The sequence below is a fragment of the Leisingera sp. S132 genome (assembly GCF_025144465.1).
Classification (GTDB): Bacteria; Pseudomonadota; Alphaproteobacteria; order Rhodobacterales; family Rhodobacteraceae; genus Leisingera.
In genome coordinates this window covers 706,117-725,223 of sequence record NZ_CP083553.1, presented here as the reverse complement: position 1 = coordinate 725,223, position 19,107 = coordinate 706,117, and the positions used below count along the sequence as shown (strand labels likewise).

Genomic DNA, 19,107 nt, shown 5'->3' with positions numbered 1-19,107 from the left:
CCTTCTCCGGTGCAATCCCAGATTTGTGAAAGTTCAGTGACATGGCCCGCACTCCCATTTGGAAGTCCATTGCTATCGCCCTGACCGACGACATCGCGCAGGGCCGGTATGAAACCGGCGGCAAGCTGCCCGCCGAAGTACAGCTTTCGGCTCGTTTCGGGGTGAACCGGCATACTGTTCGCCGGGCATTGTCGGAACTGGCGGAACAGGGATTGGTCCATTCGCGCCGCGGTGCCGGAGTTTTTGTAGCTTCCAGACCAACGGATTACCCGATCAGCAGGCGGGTGCGGTTCCACCAGAACCTGACACGCGAAGGCCGTAGCCCTGCCAAGCAGATCCTGACGCTGGAAACCCGCGCAGCATCTGCGCGCGAGGCCAAGACGCTGCAACTGGACCCGGGCGCAGAGGTGCATGTCTATGACGGGTTATCACTCGCGGACGGCCAGCCCATCGCCCTGTTCCAAAGCATCTTCCCTGCAGACCGCTTTCCCGGCATTCTCGAAGCCCTTCAGGAACAGCGTTCGGTCACAGCAGCGCTTCAGAAGTTCGGAGTTGAGGATTACACCCGGATCGAGACCCGGATCACCGCCAAGCTGGCCACGGCTACCCAGGCGCTGCACCTCAAGATCGCCGAAGGCAGCCCGATCCTGCGCACGACGGGTGTCAATGCGGATCCGCAGGGGCGGCCCGTTGAGTTCGGCCGAACTTGGTTCGCCGGCGACAGGGTGACACTTACCGTAAGCAGCGAAAGCTGAGGACGCTTTCCTGCGGCACTAAGAAAAAGCTCCCGCCAAAGGCAGGGGCTCCACTTATCCAGATCAGATCAGGTCACTGCTGAGCGTTAAAGACAAACAGCGTTTCGCCATTAATCTGGTAAGCGTTGATAAGTTCCTTGGCCTTGTCCGAAACCAGCCATTCCTCCAGCTGCATTACTAGGCCATTCTTCACATGGCCATGCTTCTCCGGGTTCACCGGGATATAGGCATACTGGTTGAACAGCACCGGATCACCAGCAAACAGCAGCTTCAGATCGCCCTTGTTGCCAAAGTTCAGCCAGCTGGCGCGGTCCGACATGATGTAAGCGTCCATACCCGCAGCGGTATTTAGCGCAGCACCCATGCCTGCGCCAACAGCACGGTACCACTCACCAAAACCTTCGGGGTCCAGCCCTGCGGCCTTCCAGAGGCTCAGTTCCTTCTTGTGGGTGCCGCTGTCGTCGCCGCGGCTGACAAAAGCTGCCTCCGTCCCGGCAATCCTTTGCAATGCTCCAGCTGCATTTCCGGCGCCAGCGATCCCTGCTGCATCGTCTTCGGGCCCGATGAAAACAAAATCGTTGTACATAATCTCGCGGCGGTGGGTGCCGTTGCCGCCCTGCAAGAACTTCTCCTCGGCCTTCTTTGAATGCACCAGGATCGCGTCGACGTCGCCCGCCTCTCCCAAGCGGATCGCCTGGCCGGTGCCGACGACCAGCAATTGCACATCCAGCCCTAGGTCCTTCTTGATTTCCGGCAGAAGAATCTCTGCCAGCCCGGAATTGTGGAAAGAGGTGGTCACCGCCATCTTCATCTCTTCCGCCAGCGCCGCCGCGGCCCATACCAAAGAGGCAACAGCACTTAAAATCAAAGGTTTCATTCTACAATATCTCCATTCAAAAACGCGCGCGCTTGCGCGGTTTCCGGCCCAGCGAAGAACTTCACCGCCGGTTTGAATTCGTGGATGCGGCCCTGCAGGACAAAAATAACTTCATCCGCCAGCCTCCGAGCCTGGCCCATGTTGTGGGTGGACATGATCAGACGGGTTCCGCTGCCGGCGGCATGTGCCAGAATTTCCTCGATCTCGCGCGTGGCCCTGCCGTCCAGCGCCGCACAGGGTTCATCCAGAAACAGCACTTGCGGCTCGCACACCAGCGCACGGGCCAGCGCCAGCTTCTGCCGTTCTCCCCCTGACAGCATGGTGGCCTGACGCTCCAGAGTTTCACCCAAGCCGACACGGGCAGCCCAGTCCGCAGCCCGCGAGCGGGCCTGGCTCCGGCTTTTGCCCGTCAGCCGCAGCGGATAAGCGATGTTTTCAATCACCGAACGCCGTAGCATCACTGGGGCCTGAAACACAAAGGCCTGTTTCTTCTGCGCCTCCTCCAGCGGGCAGGCCCATTCCAGGCTACCGCCATTCATACGCACAATACCATGCAGCATCTTAAGCAGCGTGGTCTTACCTGCGCCGTTCGGACCAATGATGATCGAGGTGCCCTGCCCGCCCAGCGTCAGGTCAACCGGGCCGACCAACACCTTGCCGCGGCGGCGCACCTGGGCAGCCTTGGCCTTTAGCGGGAACATCTGCATCACCAGCGCCCCTCGCTCTCAGTGCGGCCAAGCCAGTGGATCGCCAGGTTGACCGCAATCGCCAGCGCAATCAGAACGAAGCCCAGGCCCAGTGCCATTGCAAACTCACCCTTTCCGGTTTCCAGCGCAATCGCCGTGGTCAGCACCCGCGTTGCGTGGTCGATATTGCCGCCAACAACCATGATCGCGCCTACTTCGCCGATCGCGCGGCCAAAGCCGGCCAGGGCCGCAGTCAGCAGCGCCCTGCGCCCATCCCACAACAGCGCCTGGATGCGCTGGAACTGGGTAGCGTTCATCGATATCAGCAGGTCGTGGTAGTCGCTCCACAACTCTCGCAAGCTCTGGTGCGCAACCGAGGCCACGAGCGGCACCACGATGATCACCTGCGCGATGATCATGGCTGTGGGCGTGAACAGCAGGCCAAAAACACCAAACGGTCCGGCCCTGGACAGAAATACATAGACCACCAGCCCGACCACAACTGGAGGCAGGCCCATCAGCGCATTCAGCACTGCAATCGTAGCCCGGCGCATCCGGAACCGGCGCACCGCCAGAAATGCCGCAAGCGGCAGCGCGATGGCGCAAGCGATCGCCAGCGCTGTCAATGTGACCCGCAGCGACCGCAATGTGATCTCCACCAGATCCGAGTCGAGCGTCACCAGCAGCCAAAAGGCCTGGCTCAGTCCTGCCCACAGATCATTCATCGCGCCCGGTCACTCTCCCAAGGGTCAAATATCAGCCCGTACTAACATGGCTTCCTACGGTTCCAAATCACAGGAGAGGACGCCGGGACAGCCAAAAACGGCAAACCACTGGAAAAAGGTCACTTTGACCACCATATCATGACCGACCGCCGCAGACCGCGGACAGAATACTCCGCCTCCTGCGGCTTCATCCGGGAAGAGCACGCAAAACTGTGCCGCCTGTTAGCGCCAAATCACCGCTTTTGGCTCCGTTTCCGCTCACACGCGCTTGCGCGGATGATATGAACATGAAACAACCCCCGCCCAAAGTGTCATCCCTGACGCAACCTTGAGGATACGCCATGTTCGACCTGCAATCCATGCGGGATCAGCTCGCCAACCACTATGACCTGGCTCCCAACCCGGCTCTGGCCGAACAAATGGCGGACGTCTACGCTCGCATGGACCGCGTTGTGAACCCTGTCGAATGGGTGACCCATGCCCCTTATGTTGCGGCGATCCTGGAGTTGAAGAAACAGCGTAATGCGGTGATCCTGGCGCACAACTACATGACGCCCGAGATCTACCATGGCATTTCCGACGTGGTCGGCGACAGCCTGCAGCTGGCGATCGAGGCGACCAAGGTCGAGGCCGATGTGATCGTGCAATGCGGCGTGCACTTCATGGCCGAGACCTCCAAGATCCTCAGCCCGGACAAAACCGTGCTGATCCCGGATATGGAGGCAGGCTGCTCGCTGGCAGAAAGCATCACCGCCGAAGGTGTCGCGGAAATGCGCCGCCGCTATCCGGGCGCGCCGGTGGTCACCTATGTGAACACCACCGCCGAGGTGAAGGCGGCGTCCGACATCTGCTGCACCTCCTCCAACGCCGCGCAGATCGTTGCCGCGATGGAAGAAGACACCATCATCATGACCCCGGACCAGTACCTGGCGCAGAACATCGCCAATCTGGTGCCGGAAAAGAACATCGTCTGGTGGGAAGGCTCCTGCATTGTGCATGAGCAGTACACCGCCAAGGATCTGCGCGACTTCCGCGAATGGAACCCGGGCACCCGCCTGATCGCCCACCCCGAATGCCCGCCGGATGTGGTGGCCGAAGCCGACTTCTCCGGCTCCACCAGCGGCATTGTCAAATACGTGACCGACGAAAAGCCGGAAAAGGCGCTGCTGATCACCGAATGCTCGATGGCCTCGAACATCGCCGACCATCTGCCCGAGGTGGAATTCGTCGGCCCCTGCAACATGTGTCCCTACATGAAGAAGATCACCCTGGAGAAGGTCCTGTGGTCGCTGCACACCATGACCGAGCCAGTTGAGGTGGAGCCTGAAGTCGCCGAAAAAGCCCGAGTCGCAGTCCAGCGTATGATCGACCTATCACAAAAGCTGGGCATCTGATCCGTGATCGAAACCGGCCGTATCGTCATTGCAGGCGCGGGTCTGGGCGCACTTTACGCCGCGCTTGAGCTGGCACCGCGGCCGGTTCTGGTGATCTCTCCCGAAACATTGGGTGAAGGCTCCAGCTCAGCCTGGGCCCAAGGCGGCGTCGCGGCGGCTATGTCCGAACACGACACACCCGAGGCCCATGCAGGCGACACTCTTCAGGCAGGTGCGGGCACGGTCGACCCGGAGGTCGCTGCCATGGTGACGAGGGTGGCGCGCGAGCACATCATCGACCTCACCGAACTTGGAACGCCCTTCGACCGCGATGCGGAGGGCAACTATGTGATGAGCCGCGAGGCTGCCCATTCTGCTGCCCGCGTGGTACGAGTAAAGGGTGACCAGGCCGGCGATCAGATCATGCAGACGCTGATCGCCGCCGTGCGTGCAGCTCCGTCTGTGCAGGTACTCGAAAACACCCAAGCCGAGCGCCTGGAAACAGCTGGCGATGCTGTCACCGGCATCTGGATTACCCGTGCCGATGCCCCCTCTGGACCGGTGCTGATCAAATGCCCCGGCGTCCTGCTTGCGGGAGGCGGATCCGGCGGGCTTTATGCTCACACCACCAACCCTCCGCGGATCCGCGGGCAAGTTATCGGCTTTGCCGCCCGCGCAGGCGCTTGCATTGCGGATCCGGAATTCGTGCAATTCCACCCCACCGCCTTTGATATCGGCGAGGACCCCGCGCCGCTGGCAACCGAAGCCCTGCGCGGCGAGGGCGCAGTACTGATCAATGCCGATGGCGAACGTTTCATGGTTAAGGCGCACCCGGACGCCGAACTTGCCCCCCGCGACATCGTGGCCCGCGCCATCTTCGCCGAATCTCAGGCGGGCCGCCGGCCCATGCTCGACACCCGCGAGGCTCTTGGCACTGAAGTTCTGCGCCGCTTCCCGACAGTTGCCGAAACTTGTGCCCGCGCTGGTATCGACCCGGTGCAAGAAGCTATCCCAGTCGCTGTCGCCGCTCACTACCATATGGGCGGTGTTGACGCCGACCTGCAGGGCCGCACCAGCCTTTCCAACCTCTGGGTCTGCGGCGAGGCCTCCTCAACCGGGCTGCACGGCGCCAACCGGCTGGCGTCCAACGGGCTGCTTGAGGCGCTGGTATTTGCCCGCAACGCTGCACAAGACATGACTGCGCTGGAAATCTCTGAAGGAATGGAAATGGTCCGCCCTAGCTTCCCCGAAGGAGGCAAGGAACTGGACAACACTGCGGTAATGTCCTTGCGGGTGACAATGACCGCCCATGCCGGGGTCCGCCGAACCGCCAGCGGCCTTCGCCAAGCGCTTGCGGAGATTGCCCGCCTTGAAGCTGAGCAGGCTGGTGACGAAAACTTCGTCAACATGTGCGCCACTGCAACGCTGATCGCCGCAGCGGCCTTAAGTCGCAAGGAAAGCCGCGGCGGCCATTTCAGAGACGATTTTCCCGAGGCCGACCCTGCCCTGGCACACCGCACCCGCATTACCCTGAAGGAGGCCATGGCCATCCGCGCCAAGGCCGTTAAGGAACTGACATGAGCACCCAATTCGCCACCCTGCCCGACCTGATCCTGGAACCTATGGTTCGCGCTGCGCTGATGGAGGACCTGGGCCAGAACGGTGACATAACCACTCGTGCGGTGATCCCCGCTTCCGCCACCTACTCTGCCCGGCTGAACGCGCGGGAGGACGGTGTGGTCTCGGGTATGCAGATCGCCCGCATCGCCTTTCACCTGGTAGATGCCGAGCTGAAGGTGAACACCCTCCTGCACGATGGCAGCCCATGCAAAAAGGGCGACACCCTGATGACAATCGAAGGCTCGGCCGCCTCGATCCTGTCTGGCGAACGTGTGGCGCTGAACTTTGCAGGCCGCCTGACCGGCATTGCCACTCTGACTGCAGCCTTTGCGGCCGAGACCAAAGGCACCGCAACCCGCATAACTTGCACCCGCAAGACCACGCCCGGCCTACGCATTGCCGAGAAACAGGCAGTGCTGCACGGCGGCGGCTACAACCACCGTTTCGGCCTATCGGACGCAATCCTGATCAAGGACAACCACATCGCCGCTGCTGGCGGCATCAAGGCTGTGCTGGAAGCCGCCAAAGCCTCTGTCAGCCATATGATGAAGGTGGAAATCGAGGTCGATACCCTGGATCAGCTGGCTGAGGTCATCGCCACCGGCGGCGCTGACGGGGTGCTTCTGGACAATATGGACACCCCTACCCTGATCAAGGCTGTCGATATGGCCAAGGGCCATGTGGTGACCGAGGCTTCCGGCAACATGCGGCTCGAGCGTATTGCCGAAGTGGCAGCCACTGGGGTCGATTATATCTCCTCCGGCGCGCTCACCCACTCGGCCCGCACTCTGGATCTTGGCCTCGACTTCTGATCCCGGAAGGCCGGGAGTTTCCCCTGGCCTCCTATGGTCGTCCTGCTGCTTTTACAGCACCCCGCGCGGAATGGTCTCCTGCCACTCCTTGCGCATCACGACGTCCTTGTCTGCGCCTTCATAGGCCGTGACCTTGCGCCAGAGATAGAAATTCTCCCGGTCGCAGGTCATCTTGTTCTCGGTATCGATCGAGACCTGCCAGCCGCCACACTCAAACTCGAAGTTCCAATCACTGGCAAAGGCTGCCGACGCCGGGTCATCGGGATGCACCTCATAATGCATGGACACATGGCTGCCCACGCACATGCCGTGATAAGGGTCCACTGATTTGCCGTAGTCGTCAAAAGTATCCAGCACCAGTGCCCCGTCCTCGCGGATCCAGGTCTTGGAGGTGCCCCCTGCCTCTCGCAGGTTTTTGGATTGCAGTACCGGGTAGCCGCGCGGCGCGCCGGGGTTTTGCGGATCGATTTCCTCCGCGACCCTGCGTTCCGGCAGCACCAGCGAACAACTTTCCAAAAGCAACGTCACCTCCGCCGCTTCCGGCGCAGGCCAGACAATCGGCCAGTAAGACGTCGAAAGCGCCAGCCGCAGAACATGGCCCAGCCGCAGGCGGTGAGCGCATTCGTTGAGTTCGATTTCAGCCTCGTAACGCTCTCCGGGCACCAGTTTATCTGGTGCCTCGAACCCGTTCCGGCAGGCGAGGTTCAGCGCCCTGAAGGTTATACGCTGCGATACGCCTTCAGGCGACACATCGCACAGCCTTGCCGCAAGCTGCGCAACCGGCTTGTCCACAGTGAAGGCAATCTTCACGCGCGGTCGGCCCAGCATTTCCAGCGGCTCGGCCAACGGCGCTGTGTCGAAACAGGCTGACAGCCCGTCATCCCCGGCCTGATCACCAGCAAGTTCATTGTCGAACCGCATGCCCGGGCAGAAATAGCCGCCCGCCTGCCCCACCGTTGCCGGGCTGCTGATTGCTAATGTTCCGCTGGCGGCGCTTTCTGCTAGCACGCCGTCCCCCAGATGCATCACCGTCTCCTGCACATTGGGCGAGGGCCACTTTGCCTCTGCTGCCCAGCGCCCCTGACGCGGCTTGTTCTGCATAGCCGGGTTGAAATGCTCCTGAATGTAGACGCGGTAGTCCGGCAGGGTTTCGGCCCCTGTCTCCTCACCCTTCAGCCATTTGCCGAACCAGGCAAGCACTTCACCATGAAAATCCGCGGGATCCAGCTTGGCGATATGAGCGTAGCGATGCTCCCAAGGACCAATCAAGGCTTTGGCAGGCACCGTCAAGTTCGCAGCCAGCGCCGGAGGCGCGTTAACATAGGCATCTGCCCAGCCGGTGATCGCCAGCACTGGCACCTGAATGGCTGACCAGTCTTCACATACAGAACCGTGCCTCCAGAAATCGCCCCGTGTCTGCTGTCGCAGCCATTCCGCAGCCATGAAAGGCATTCCTTCGATCCGCCTGATCCAATCTTCCCTCCAATCCTCACGAAGCTCCGGGTCTGAAGGGCGCGACTGATAGGCAAACATTTGGCTGCCCCAATTCGCATTGTCGCTTAGCAGGCAGCCGCCCATATAGTGAATGTCGTCGGCATAACGATCCACAGTCGAGGCTACAGAAACCACCGCCTTCAGTGCAGCCGGGCGGCGAAATGCCAACTGCAGCCCGTTGAAGCCGCCCCAGCTGATGCCGATCATGCCAATGTTGCCGTCACACCAATCTTGCGCGACCATCCATTCCAGCACAACTTCGCCGTCGCTCAGCTCTTGGTTAGAGTATTCGTCATCGAACACCCCCTCACTGTCACCCGTGCCCGCAATATCCACCCGTAGGCAAGCGTACCCTTCGGCAGCAAAGACCGTATGCGTGGTCTCATCCCTTGGTGCAGTTCCGTCACGTTTGCGGTACGGAAGGTATTCCAGGATTGCAGGAAAGGGTCCCTCGCCTTCAGGCATCCACATGCGCGCCGCCAGCCTGCGCCCGTCGGGCAGGGAAATCCAAGTGTTCTCTTTGATGCTGTATGCACCGGGCATAGGCTTTTCCTTTGACTGTCTTTGCATTCGGCTTTTGCCCGCACCTTCGCCAAATCCGCACCCGCTGCAAAGTGAGCATTTATTCGCGGATGTAAGCGAGTTTACGCGCCTTCAGTTATTGGCCGCGCAAGTCAGGTCAACTGCTTCGGCAGCTTGGGTGCCGATTTGTCCAATGAAAGCTCTGCCTCAGAAAACTTCCAAGGACCACGCACACCCGGCACGCCCTCCGGCTCAATTTGCATACCCCTGTGCCTGATTTGCGGATCCTCGAAGGCCTGCCCAATGGTATTGATCGGCCCAGCCGGCACAGTTGCTGCCTCCAGCGCTGCCAGAAGTTCCGTTTGCGGCCAATCTGCCAGCGCTGCTTCAAGAATAGCAGTCAGCACTTTGCGGTTTGCCACCCTCATCTGATTGGTTTGAAACCGTTCATCGGATTTCGTTTCCGACAACCCAAGGACATCGCACAACCTCTGAAACTGGCCATCATTCCCAACCGCAAGGATCACGTGGCCGTCATCAACTGCCATTACTTGGTAAGGCGCTATATTGGGGTGGTCGTTGCCCAGCCGCGTTGGGCTTTCGCCGGTCGCCAAATAATTCATCGCCTGGTTTGCCAGAAGGGCCGTCGCGCAATCCAATAAGGACATATCCAGATGCTGGCCGCGCCCGGTTCTATGGCGCTGCTCTACCGCCGCCAGAATGCCAATAGTCCCATAAAGCCCTGTTACGATATCGGTGATCGCTACTCCTACTTTCTGCGGCTGCCCACCCTGCGCGCCAGTGATCGACATCAGCCCGGACATACCCTGAAGAAGGAAGTCGTAGCCAGCGCGCGGCGCATAAGGCCCGTCCTGCCCAAAACCAGTCACCGAACAATAAATCAGCCGCGGATTGATCTTGGAAAGTGTCTCGTAATCGAGCCCGTATTTTTTCAGCCCGCCCACCTTGAAGTTTTCAATCAGGATATCGGCATCCTGGATCAGCCTGACGACTGCCTGCCTGCCTTCTGCTGTCCTGAAATCGGCTGTCACGCAATCTTTCCCACGGTTGGCGGCATAATAATAAGCAGCTGACTTGTCGCCATCCCGCTCGATGAAAGGCGGGCCCCACTTGCGGGTATCATCGCCAGCGGGGCTTTCCACCTTTACAACCTCGGCACCCAGATCCGCCAAAGACTGACCAATCCACGGCCCGGCCAGTATGCGGGCAAGTTCGACCACTTTAAGGCCTGCAAGCGGGCTCATCGGCATTCCTTCCTGTCGGAAACTGTTTCTTCCCGACATGCTTAGCCGCTGCCGCGTCCCCGGGCAACATTTGATCAAATTTCACTTTCAAAACGCAAATCCCCCAATTCCGCAAAAATCCATGCAATTAGGCTGCAGCTAATAAATTTCCTGTGGCTCTTTGGCATGCAACATGTTAGCGATAACGAAACATTAACCGCCCCTATGCCAGCAGAGGGAATTGAATTGCCGCGCCCTTGGCGGCACAATGGCCTGGCTTTGCGGCCCCTAGGAACAGCGACGTAATATCAATGGTTTCCCGCGTCATTCCAGTTGAACCTTTTGACCTCGTGCTGTTTGGTGCGACCGGTGACTTGGCCCGCCGAAAAATCCTGCCAGCCCTGTTCCACCGTTTTCAGATCGGCCAATTCAACACAGATTGCCGGATCATCGGCACCTCGCGCAGCGAGCTGACCGCAGAAGAGTTCCGAAATCAGACTGCAGACGCGATCCGCGAATTCGGCCAGCAAGTAGAGACCACCCCCAAGGAGATCGCTTCATTCACTGCGCTGCTGGACTATGCTGCCGTAGATGTCCGCGGCGATGCCGGGTGGGATGAGATCCGCGGAAAGCTGCGTGACGACGCAGTCCGCGCCTTCTACTTGTCGGTTGGCCCGTCGCTGTTCACCGACATCGCCCGCCGGCTCAGCGAGACGGGCATCGCCACTCCCGAAAGCCGCATTGTTCTTGAAAAGCCCTTTGGCCACGACCTCGCCTCAGCTCAGGCTCTGAACGCCGCTCTCCGAAAGCATTTTGAAGAGCAGCAGATCTACAGGATCGACCATTACCTGGGCAAGGAGACAGTGCAGAACCTGATGGCGCTGCGCTTCGCAAACTCGTTGTTCGAACCGCTGTGGAACTCGTCCCACATCGACCATGTGCAAATCACAGTGGCCGAAAGCATCGGCGTTGAAGGACGCGGCGAATACTATGACAAATCCGGTGCCATGCGGGACATGGTGCAGAACCACTTGATGCAGCTTCTCTGCCTGACGGCAATGGAGCCGCCCGCGCAGTTTACCCCCAATTCGGTACGGGACGAGAAGGTCAAGGTGATCGAGGCGCTGCGCCCGGTTCCTCAGTCCAGCATTGCCCGCGGTCAGTACCGCAGCAGAAACATCGCGCAGAACGGCGATGGCTACCGCGATCATGCATGCAATGCCGCCAGCCGTACTGAAAGCTACATTGCTCTCAAGGTTGAAGTGGCAAACTGGCGTTGGGCAGGCACACCCTTTTACCTGCGCACCGGCAAACGCCTGCGTGAGCGGGTCAGCGAAATTGCAGTCTATTTCCGCGACCCGCCGCACAACATCTTCGAAGGATCCGGTCCTGTGCATGGCAATGTGCTGGTAATCCGCCTGCAGCCGGATGAAGGCATCACTCTGAAAACCACAATCAAGGATCCGGGACCTGGCGGCATGCGGCTGACTGGTGCTAACCTGGATATGACCTTTGCCGATGAGCTGGCGGAATCAGGGCGCCCGCAGGACGCCTATGAGCGGCTGATCATGGATGTGATCCGCGGCAATCAGACGCTGTTCATGCGCGGAGACGAAGTTGAGGCAGCCTGGGCCTGGGCCGATCCGATCATCGCCGGCTGGCAGGATACTGGAGACACGCCGCAGCCTTATGACAGCGGCAGTTCCGGCCCCGATGATTCTCTGCTGCTGATCCACCGAGATGGCCGCCGCTGGCGCAGTATCGGAGCATAAGATGGCACCCCTGATCTCCGCCCTCGCAAATGACAGCAAAGGCACGACATGACCCTGAATTCCACATTGGCAGCCGTCACGGAGCGCATCGTCTTGCGCAGCGAAACGACCCGCACCGCCTACTTGGAGCGGATGCGCGCTGCAAAGGGCAAAGGACCGGCCCGGGCGCATCTCAGTTGCTCCGGTCAGGCCCATGCCTATGCAGCCTCTGGTACGGACCAGCAAACGCTGGCGGCCGGCGGCAACGGGCACTTGGGGATTGTCACTGCCTATAACGATATGCTGTCGGCGCATCAGCCGTTTGAGACCTACCCCGCATTGATACGCGATGCGGTGCGCAAGGCAGGCGGCACTGCGCAAGTGGCAGGCGGGGTGCCTGCGATGTGCGACGGCGTCACCCAAGGAGCGGCCGGCATGGAGCTGAGCCTGTTTTCCCGCGACACCATCGCCATGGCGGCAGGTGTCGCACTTAGCCACAACGTGTTCGATGCCGCCGTGTTTCTGGGCGTCTGCGACAAGATCGTGCCCGGACTGGTGATCGGCGCCCAGGCCTTTGGCCATATTCCAGCAGTGTTCCTGCCCGCAGGACCGATGACCAGCGGCCTAGCCAATGACGAAAAGGCACAGATCCGCCAGAAATTTGCCGCCGGGGAAGTCACCCGCGAGGAGCTGCTGAAGGCAGAAATGGCTGCCTACCATGGCCCCGGCACCTGCACCTTCTACGGCACTGCCAACACCAACCAGATGCTGATGGAGTTCATGGGGCTGCATCTGCCCGGATCCTCTTTCGTCAATCCCGGCACTCCCTTACGCGAGGCGCTGACGGTTGAGGGTGCCAAGAGAGCGCTGTCGCTCAGCGCCCTTGGCAACAACTACACCCCTGTCTGCGACGTGCTGGACGAAAAGGCCTATGCCAACGGCATCGTCGGGCTGATGGCCACCGGCGGCTCCACCAATCTGCTGATCCACCTCATTGCCATGGCGCGCGCAGGCGGCATTCTCCTCGACTGGCAGGATTTTGCAGAACTCTCGGAATCTGTGCCGCTGCTGACGAAAGTTTATCCCAATGGCTTGGCCGACGTGAACCATTTCCACGCTGCAGGCGGGCTGGGCTACATGATTGGCGAACTGCTGAAGGCAGGGCTTTTGCACCCGGACACCCGGACAGTCGCGGGCGAAGGGCTGGAGACCTATACGCAGGAGCCGTTCCTGTCGGAGGACGGGCTCACCTTCCGCCCCGGCCCGGGGCAAAGCCTGAATGACGCGGTGCTGCGCCCTGCAGATGCACCGTTCCAGAAGACCGGCGGGCTGAAGCGGCTGACCGGCAATCTCGGCACCGCGGTGATCAAGGTCTCGGCGGTCGCAAAAGAGCACCAAGTGGTCGAAGCCCCAGCCAGAGTCTTTCACGACCAGGAAGAAGCCAAGGCCGCCTTCAAGGCAGGCGAACTGACCGGCGACGTGATCGTGGTGGTGCGCTTCCAGGGCCCCAAGGCAAACGGCATGCCGGAACTGCACAGCCTTACTCCGTTCCTCGGAATCCTTCAGGGCCGCGGCCTGAAGGTGGCACTGGTCACAGACGGGCGGATGTCCGGAGCTTCAGGCAAAATCCCGGCGGCGATTCATGTGGTGCCCGAGGCCCTTGACGGCGGCCCGATTGCCCGCATCCGGGACGGCGACTTGCTGCGGCTCGATGCGGTGAAGGGCACATTGGAAATACTGACGGAAGGCGCACTCGAACGCGAAGCCGCCACTGCCGACCTCAGCGCCAATCAGCATGGCACTGGCCGCGAGCTGTTTTCCCTGTTCCGCCGCTCGGTTGCCTCAGCCGACGAAGGCGCCAGCGTATTCGGAGTTTGAATGATGCGGATTACCCCTCAGGACGCCAGCCTGCGCACCTGCGAGATTTGCGCCCTGGCGCCGGTGATGCCGGTGCTGGTGGTGGAGGACGCGGCCCATGCCCGCCCGCTTGCCGAAGCACTCGTGGCAGGCGGACTGCCCGCCCTGGAAGTCACCCTGCGCACCGGTGCGGCACTGGATGTGATCCGCGAGATGGCGCAGGTGAAAGGAGGCGTTGTCGGGGCCGGGACGCTGATCACCCCCAAGGACGCCGAGGCCGCAAAAGAGGCCGGTGCCCAGTTCGGTGTCTCGCCCGGCGCTACGGATTACCTGCTGGACGCCTGTGAGTCCATCGGCCTGCCGCTCTTGCCAGGCGCGGCGACTGCCACTGAAGCAATGCGGCTGCTGGCCCGCGGCTACGGCATGCTGAAATTCTTCCCGGCGGAAGCCTCCGGCGGCGCACCGGCGCTCAAGGCCATTGGCGCACCGCTACCGCAAATCTCCTTCTGTCCCACTGGCGGCATCACACCCGCCAATGCAGAAAGCTACCTGAGCTTGGGTAACGTGGTCTGTGCCGGCGGCAGCTGGGTCGCACCCAAAGATATGGTTCAGGCAGGCAACTGGAGCGCAATTGAGGATCTGGCCCGCGAGGCGAGCACATTGGGCAAGGGCTGATTGCAGAACACCAGCATCAAGGATGAATGCCGGGCAGCACCGCGCCTGCGGTTGTTTTGCAGATCCGCTGCCCCCATGTTTCCCGAAACCAACGGAAACTAAAGGAACCGCCCATGGCAGAGGTCCAGACTCCCCGTACCGCGCTTCGGGTAGACATTATCTCAGACGTCGTCTGCCCATGGTGCGCCGTAGGCTATAGCCAGCTTGCTTTTGCCGCCCGCCGCGCGGGAGTAACCTTAGACATCCACTGGCAACCTTTTGAGCTGAACCCCGGCATAGCCCCCGAAGGAGAGAACCTGAGGGAACACCTTGCAGCGAAATACGGCAGCACGGACGAGCAATCGGCGCAGGTGCGGGCTCAACTGACGGACCTTGGCGCAGCCGTGGGCTTCACCTTCCGCTTTTTTGACGGCATGCGGATCTACAATACCTTTCAGGCTCACCAGGCAATCGCATGGGCAGACGAGCACGGCAAAGGACACGAGATGAAGCAAGCTCTGCTTCGCTCTTACTTTACAGATGGCAAGGATATCTCGGACCCGGATGTTCTGGCAGAGGCCGCCGAAAGTATCGGCCTGGCTGGTTCTGAGGCCCGAACCGCGCTCCAAAGCGGATTGCATGCTGACAGCGTTCGTCAGCGCGAAACGTTTTGGACAAGCCAAGGTATTCGCGGAGTTCCTGCGATGGTTTTCGACGGGCGCCATCTGGTCACCGGAGCGCAGGGCGTCGAAAACTATACCAGCATCCTTGAGCAGCTGGGATTTGCCGGAACCACTCTCAACTGACAACGGCGCGCGGCCAGTGTCCGGGCGGGTCCGCAAGCCTGGAATTCATCCATCTGGCAAACACTGCGTGATCGCTGTTTCCAGCTTGTCTACCATTTCAATGATCTGCTCCTCAGAAATAATGAACGGCGGCGCCAGCAGGATATGGTCACCGTTCCGGCCGTCGCGAGTGCCGGACATCGGATAACAGATCAGCCCGGCCTGAAATGCTGCCTTTTTGATTTTCCCCGCCAGGCCCAGCGCTGGATCAAATGGAGTTTTGGTGTCACGGTCAACGACCAGTTCCACCCCGCGAAACAGGCCCCGGCCGCGGATGTCGCCAATGTTGGAGTGCTGGCCGAAACGGTCCTCCAACGCGGCCTGCAGCTTATCTCCCATCTCGGCACAACGCTGCACCAATCCGCGCTCCAGCATCGCCTTGACCACAGCCAGCCCTGCCGCAGTTGCCACCGGATGGCCGATATAAGTGTGGCCATGCTGAAAGAAGCCGGACCCCCCCTCGATCGCTTCATAAATCTGCCTGGTACAGAGCATGGCCCCAATGGGCTGGTAGCCAGCCCCAAGGCCCTTGGCTATGCACAGAATGTCCGGCGCTACGCCGTCAGCTTCGCAAGCAAAGAGATGCCCGGTCCGGCCCATGCCGCACATCACCTCATCCAGAATTAGAAGTACCCCGTACTTGTCGCAGATCTCGCGGATGCGTTTGAAATACCCGTCCACCGCCGGCACCGCACCGGAAGTCGCGCCGACCACCGGTTCGGCCATGAAAGCCATCACGGTGTCCGGGCCAAGGCGGAGGATTTCCTCCTCCAGCTCATTCGCCACCCGCTGGCCATAGTCATGGCTGCTCTCTCCCTCCGCCCGGCCTATATATTCATAGCAGGGCGAGATATGGGAAATGTCGATCAGCAGCGGCGCAAACTGGGTCCGTCGCCATTCATTGCCGCCCGCCGCCAGCGCACCGAGGGTGTTGCCATGATAGCTCTGTTTGCGGGCGATGATGCGCCGCCGCTGTGGCTCCCCTCGCTCCAGATAGTACTGGCGGGCGAGTTTGATCGCTGCTTCGGTGGCCTCAGACCCGCCAGACACGAAATAGACCCGGTCGATGTCGCCCGGCGCGTTGGCCACCAGGAGATCTGCCAGTTCTTCTGCGGGATCGGAAGTCATGAAACCGGTATGCGCAAAGGCCAGCTTGGCCACCTGGTCCTGCACCGCCCTGATTACACCAGCGTCGGAATGACCCAGGCAAGAGACTGCAGCGCCGCCAGAGCCATCGAAATATCGCTTGCCATCCGCATCAATCAGATAACAACCGTCGCCTGCAACTGCAGTAGGCAGGCTGGCCTTGGTGTGACGAGGAAAAACATGACTCATGATCAGCGCTCCTTGAGTGTATGGCCCTGGGCCTTTGCGGCCTGAACGAAAGCGGCAACCGAAGCTGCATTATCTGCCAGAAGCCCGCCCTCTGATGTTTCGATGTTATTCTCAAATCCGATTCGCGCATCCCCACCGGCAGCAACCGCCGCCAGCAGACAGGCCTGCTCATGGCGGCCGAAGGCACAGACAGTCCAGCTAAGGCGTAAATCTGCCGTTACGTCACGGAAGGCAGTGAGCTGCCCAGGCTGCCCCAAAACCGGCGGGCTGTATTTGCCGAGGACAAAGATCGCACCCCGCATGCCACCTGGCACTGTTCCATCCTGATACCAGGCACGGAGCTGGGCGATGCAGTCTGAACCGTACAGAATATGCTGCACCTGCGTGCCTGCTTCCGCACACATAGCATAAGCACGCGCGGCCAGCGCCGTGTCCCGCGCCATTTCCCGCACCGAGACAGAGGCTGCCGCCGGACGCAACGCCTCCAGACAGGCAGTCTGGGCGGCCACATCGTAAAGGCCTGCGCTTTCCGTGGTGATTTGCACCGCCATCGCCGGTGCGCTTTCCTGCACCGCATCAAGGGCTTCACGGTAGCGGCCCGGATCCAGCGAATGCAGCCCTTCGCGGTCGCGCACATGAAGGTGCAAAGCCTGGGCGCCCGCAGCAAAGCAGGCAGCCGCAGTTTCCGCCGTTTGCTGCGGCGTCACCGGCAACTGCGGGTGAACCCGGCGATCCCGCCGGGCCCCGTTGGGTGCCACCATCAAACTGTAATTTGTCACCTCTTACCTCCTGCGCGGTTTGCACAGCCACGACTTATGGCCGGAGCATTTGGGCAGCTTGCCCGCACGGGACATGCGCTCTCAAGCCTGCAACTTCAGAACACCTGTTCCTTCAAGGCAGCTCAGCGGTGCTCTGCCAAAGAAGCCGGGGCTCGCCTCTGGACCTAAGCAAGCATATGCTCTGGCCCTAACGAATTCCCCGAAACTGACGTTTCTGGTACATAATACGCCTCGGAAGCCCTGTAGGGTTCCTGGCAGCCTGATTCACTTCTAACGCCGAAAGGACATGTCATGGACGGCACGTTCAACGAAAACGATCTCTCCCGTGTGGTCGAGGCCGACAAGGCCCATATGTGGCACCACCTGTTCCAGCACAAGGCGCTGGAAAGCTCCGACCCGCGCATCATTGTCGAGGGCAAGGGCATGCGCGTCTGGGATCAGAACGGCAAGGAGTTCCTGGATGCTGTGTCCGGCGGGGTCTGGACCGTCAACGTCGGCTACGGCCGCGAAAACATCTGCAAGGCGGTGTATGACCAGTTGATGAAGGTCTGCTATTTCGCAAACTCCGCAGGCTCCATCCCCGGCGCGCTGTTTGCAGAGAAACTGATCTCCAAGATGCCGGGCATGACCCGCGTGTACTACACCAACTCCGGATCTGAGGCCAACGAGAAGGCCTTCAAGATGGTCCGCCAGATTGCCCACAAGAAATATGGCGGCAAGAAAACCAAAATCCTGTACCGCGACCGCGACTACCACGGCTCCACCTTGGCGACCATGTCGGCAGGCGGTCAGGACGAGCGCAATGCGCAATACGGACCGTTCGCACCTGACTTTGTTCGCGTGCCTCACTGCATGGAATACCGCAAGCATGAACTGGGCCTCGAGCATCTCTCGGGCCGCGAGTTCGGCATTGCAGCAGCTGACGCCATCGAAGAAGTCATCCTGCGCGAAGGGCCGGAAACCGTTGGCGCCCTGTGCCTGGAGCCGGTGACCGCAGGCGGCGGCGTGATCGAGGCGCCGGAAGGCTACTGGGAGCGTGTGCAGGAGATCTGCAAGAAGTACGACGTGCTGCTTCACATCGACGAAGTTGTCTGCGGCGTCGGCCGTACCGGTAAATGGTTCGGCTACCAGCAGTACGGTATCAAACCCGATTTCGTCACCATGGCCAAAGGCGTCGCCTCCGGCTATGCAGCGATTGCCTGCATGGTCACCACCGAGGAAGTCTTTGAGATGTTCAAGGAAGACGCATCGGATCCGATGGGCTACTTCCGCGACATCTCGACCTTCGGCGGCTGCACCGCAGGCCCGGCGGCGGCGCTTGTCAACATGCAGATTATCGAGGACGAGAACCTGCTGGACAACTGTGCAGCTATGGGCGAACGGATGCTGAACAACCTGCGCGCTCTGCAGGAAAAGCACGCCGTGATCGGTGACGTGCGCGGCAAGGGCCTCTTCCTGGGTGCCGAACTGGTTCAGGATCGCGAATCCAAGGAACCAGTGGACGAGAAACTGGCCCAGCAAGTTGTCGCAGAATGCGGTGCGCAGGGCGTGATTATTGGTGTCACCAACCGCTCGCTGCCGGGCCGCAACAACACCCTGTGTTTCAGCCCGGCCCTGATTGCCACAGCAGATGACATCGACGCAATCTGCGATGCGGTCGACAAAGCGCTGACCAAAGTATTCGGCTGACAACCTCTCCCTGTTGGACGAAAAACTGCGCCCCGGAAATCCGGGGCGTTTTCTTTTACAAAAAGCGAGGCAATGCTGCCAATGGCTCG

16 protein-coding genes are annotated in these 19,107 nt (G+C 60.6%); 9 read left to right on the top strand and 7 right to left on the bottom strand.

Annotated elements, in window-relative coordinates; genetic code table 11:
• Positions 1 to 41: 41 nt before the first annotated feature.
• Positions 42 to 755, top strand: a complete 714-nt coding sequence (gene phnF / locus K3725_RS03450; RefSeq protein WP_260017467.1) for a phosphonate metabolism transcriptional regulator PhnF — start codon at positions 42 to 44, stop codon at positions 753 to 755.
• A gap of 73 nt (positions 756 to 828) precedes the next feature.
• On the opposite strand, the gene K3725_RS03445 is transcribed toward phnF, so the two are convergent.
• Genes K3725_RS03445 through K3725_RS03435 form a run of 3 tightly spaced genes read right to left on the bottom strand, consistent with a single transcriptional unit; the run spans position 829 to position 3,043 of the window.
• Entirely contained in the window at positions 829 to 1,632 is an 804-nt protein-coding gene (locus K3725_RS03445; RefSeq protein ID WP_260017466.1) for a substrate-binding domain-containing protein, read from the bottom strand.
• Complete coding sequence (locus tag K3725_RS03440; RefSeq protein ID WP_260017465.1) at positions 1,629 to 2,339, bottom strand: ATP-binding cassette domain-containing protein; 711 nt, start codon at positions 2,337 to 2,339, stop codon at positions 1,629 to 1,631. The genes K3725_RS03445 and K3725_RS03440 overlap by 4 nt, the downstream gene beginning before the upstream one ends.
• Complete coding sequence (locus tag K3725_RS03435) at positions 2,339 to 3,043, bottom strand: ABC transporter permease (protein ID WP_260017464.1); 705 nt, start codon at positions 3,041 to 3,043, stop codon at positions 2,339 to 2,341. The genes K3725_RS03440 and K3725_RS03435 overlap by 1 nt, the downstream gene beginning before the upstream one ends.
• A 341-nt stretch (positions 3,044 to 3,384) precedes the next feature.
• Here K3725_RS03435 and nadA point away from each other — a divergent pair, with 341 nt between their 5' ends.
• The 3 genes from nadA to nadC are packed head-to-tail and all read left to right on the top strand — an operon-like array spanning position 3,385 to position 6,848.
• Positions 3,385 to 4,437: a quinolinate synthase NadA gene (gene nadA / locus K3725_RS03430; RefSeq protein ID WP_260017463.1), complete on the top strand. Its 1,053-nt coding sequence runs from the start codon at positions 3,385 to 3,387 to the stop codon at positions 4,435 to 4,437.
• Between the two features lie 3 nt (positions 4,438 to 4,440).
• Positions 4,441 to 5,997 (top strand): L-aspartate oxidase, encoded by a 1,557-nt coding sequence (locus K3725_RS03425; RefSeq protein WP_260017462.1) that lies wholly within the window; start codon positions 4,441 to 4,443, stop codon positions 5,995 to 5,997.
• Positions 5,994 to 6,848: a carboxylating nicotinate-nucleotide diphosphorylase gene (gene nadC, locus K3725_RS03420; RefSeq protein WP_260017461.1), complete on the top strand. Its 855-nt coding sequence runs from the start codon at positions 5,994 to 5,996 to the stop codon at positions 6,846 to 6,848. The genes K3725_RS03425 and nadC overlap by 4 nt, the downstream gene beginning before the upstream one ends.
• A gap of 51 nt (positions 6,849 to 6,899) precedes the next feature.
• Here the strand turns inward: nadC and K3725_RS03415 are convergent, their stop codons facing one another.
• Both K3725_RS03415 and K3725_RS03410 read right to left on the bottom strand, forming a co-directional pair.
• Positions 6,900 to 8,885, bottom strand: coding sequence for a CocE/NonD family hydrolase (locus K3725_RS03415; RefSeq protein WP_260017460.1), 1,986 nt, complete (start codon positions 8,883 to 8,885; stop codon positions 6,900 to 6,902).
• A 131-nt stretch (positions 8,886 to 9,016) separates the two neighbouring features.
• Entirely contained in the window at positions 9,017 to 10,129 is a 1,113-nt protein-coding gene (locus tag K3725_RS03410; RefSeq protein WP_260017459.1) for a CaiB/BaiF CoA-transferase family protein, read from the bottom strand.
• Positions 10,130 to 10,419: 290 nt separating this feature from the next.
• Here K3725_RS03410 and zwf point away from each other — a divergent pair, with 290 nt between their 5' ends.
• From zwf to K3725_RS03390, 4 genes are all read left to right on the top strand, one after another.
• The gene (gene zwf, locus K3725_RS03405) at positions 10,420 to 11,880 is read left to right on the top strand and encodes a glucose-6-phosphate dehydrogenase (RefSeq protein WP_260017458.1); all 1,461 of its coding nucleotides are present in this window, start codon (positions 10,420 to 10,422) and stop codon (positions 11,878 to 11,880) included.
• 48 nt (positions 11,881 to 11,928) lie between these two features.
• Positions 11,929 to 13,737: a phosphogluconate dehydratase gene (edd, locus tag K3725_RS03400; RefSeq protein WP_260017457.1), complete on the top strand. Its 1,809-nt coding sequence runs from the start codon at positions 11,929 to 11,931 to the stop codon at positions 13,735 to 13,737.
• Positions 13,738 to 13,740: 3 nt separating this feature from the next.
• Entirely contained in the window at positions 13,741 to 14,391 is a 651-nt protein-coding gene (gene eda / locus K3725_RS03395; protein WP_260018560.1) for a bifunctional 4-hydroxy-2-oxoglutarate aldolase/2-dehydro-3-deoxy-phosphogluconate aldolase, read from the top strand.
• 113 nt (positions 14,392 to 14,504) lie between these two features.
• Positions 14,505 to 15,176, top strand: coding sequence for a DsbA family oxidoreductase (locus tag K3725_RS03390; RefSeq protein ID WP_260017456.1), 672 nt, complete (start codon positions 14,505 to 14,507; stop codon positions 15,174 to 15,176).
• 45 nt (positions 15,177 to 15,221) lie between these two features.
• On the opposite strand, the gene K3725_RS03385 is transcribed toward K3725_RS03390, so the two are convergent.
• Both K3725_RS03385 and K3725_RS03380 read right to left on the bottom strand, forming a co-directional pair.
• Positions 15,222 to 16,550, bottom strand: a complete 1,329-nt coding sequence (locus K3725_RS03385) for an aspartate aminotransferase family protein (protein ID WP_260017455.1) — start codon at positions 16,548 to 16,550, stop codon at positions 15,222 to 15,224.
• A 2-nt stretch (positions 16,551 to 16,552) separates the two neighbouring features.
• Positions 16,553 to 17,329, bottom strand: coding sequence for a 3-keto-5-aminohexanoate cleavage protein (locus K3725_RS03380; protein ID WP_260017454.1), 777 nt, complete (start codon positions 17,327 to 17,329; stop codon positions 16,553 to 16,555).
• Between the two features lie 291 nt (positions 17,330 to 17,620).
• Between K3725_RS03380 and K3725_RS03375 the strand changes: the two genes are divergently transcribed.
• Positions 17,621 to 19,018 (top strand): aspartate aminotransferase family protein, encoded by a 1,398-nt coding sequence (locus K3725_RS03375; protein ID WP_260017453.1) that lies wholly within the window; start codon positions 17,621 to 17,623, stop codon positions 19,016 to 19,018.
• Positions 19,019 to 19,107: the final 89 nt, after the last annotated feature.

What these genes read in the sequence shown, in the direction of transcription:
- K3725_RS03410 (WP_260017459.1), bottom strand. Translation starts at nt 10,129, where the DNA reads ATGAGCCCGCTTGCAGGCCTTAAAGTGGTCGAACTTGCCCGCATACTG.
- K3725_RS03385 (WP_260017455.1), bottom strand. Translation starts at nt 16,550, where the DNA reads ATGAGTCATGTTTTTCCTCGTCACACCAAGGCCAGCCTGCCTACTGCA.
- zwf (WP_260017458.1), top strand. Translation starts at nt 10,420, where the DNA reads ATGGTTTCCCGCGTCATTCCAGTTGAACCTTTTGACCTCGTGCTGTTT.
- edd (WP_260017457.1), top strand. Translation starts at nt 11,929, where the DNA reads ATGACCCTGAATTCCACATTGGCAGCCGTCACGGAGCGCATCGTCTTG.
- nadA (WP_260017463.1), top strand. Translation starts at nt 3,385, where the DNA reads ATGTTCGACCTGCAATCCATGCGGGATCAGCTCGCCAACCACTATGAC.
- K3725_RS03445 (WP_260017466.1), bottom strand. Translation starts at nt 1,632, where the DNA reads ATGAAACCTTTGATTTTAAGTGCTGTTGCCTCTTTGGTATGGGCCGCG.
- K3725_RS03415 (WP_260017460.1), bottom strand. Translation starts at nt 8,885, where the DNA reads ATGCCCGGTGCATACAGCATCAAAGAGAACACTTGGATTTCCCTGCCC.
- K3725_RS03390 (WP_260017456.1), top strand. Translation starts at nt 14,505, where the DNA reads ATGGCAGAGGTCCAGACTCCCCGTACCGCGCTTCGGGTAGACATTATC.
- K3725_RS03435 (WP_260017464.1), bottom strand. Translation starts at nt 3,043, where the DNA reads ATGAATGATCTGTGGGCAGGACTGAGCCAGGCCTTTTGGCTGCTGGTG.
- eda (WP_260018560.1), top strand. Translation starts at nt 13,741, where the DNA reads ATGCGGATTACCCCTCAGGACGCCAGCCTGCGCACCTGCGAGATTTGC.
- phnF (WP_260017467.1), top strand. Translation starts at nt 42, where the DNA reads ATGGCCCGCACTCCCATTTGGAAGTCCATTGCTATCGCCCTGACCGAC.
- K3725_RS03440 (WP_260017465.1), bottom strand. Translation starts at nt 2,339, where the DNA reads ATGCAGATGTTCCCGCTAAAGGCCAAGGCTGCCCAGGTGCGCCGCCGC.
- K3725_RS03375 (WP_260017453.1), top strand. Translation starts at nt 17,621, where the DNA reads ATGGACGGCACGTTCAACGAAAACGATCTCTCCCGTGTGGTCGAGGCC.
- nadC (WP_260017461.1), top strand. Translation starts at nt 5,994, where the DNA reads ATGAGCACCCAATTCGCCACCCTGCCCGACCTGATCCTGGAACCTATG.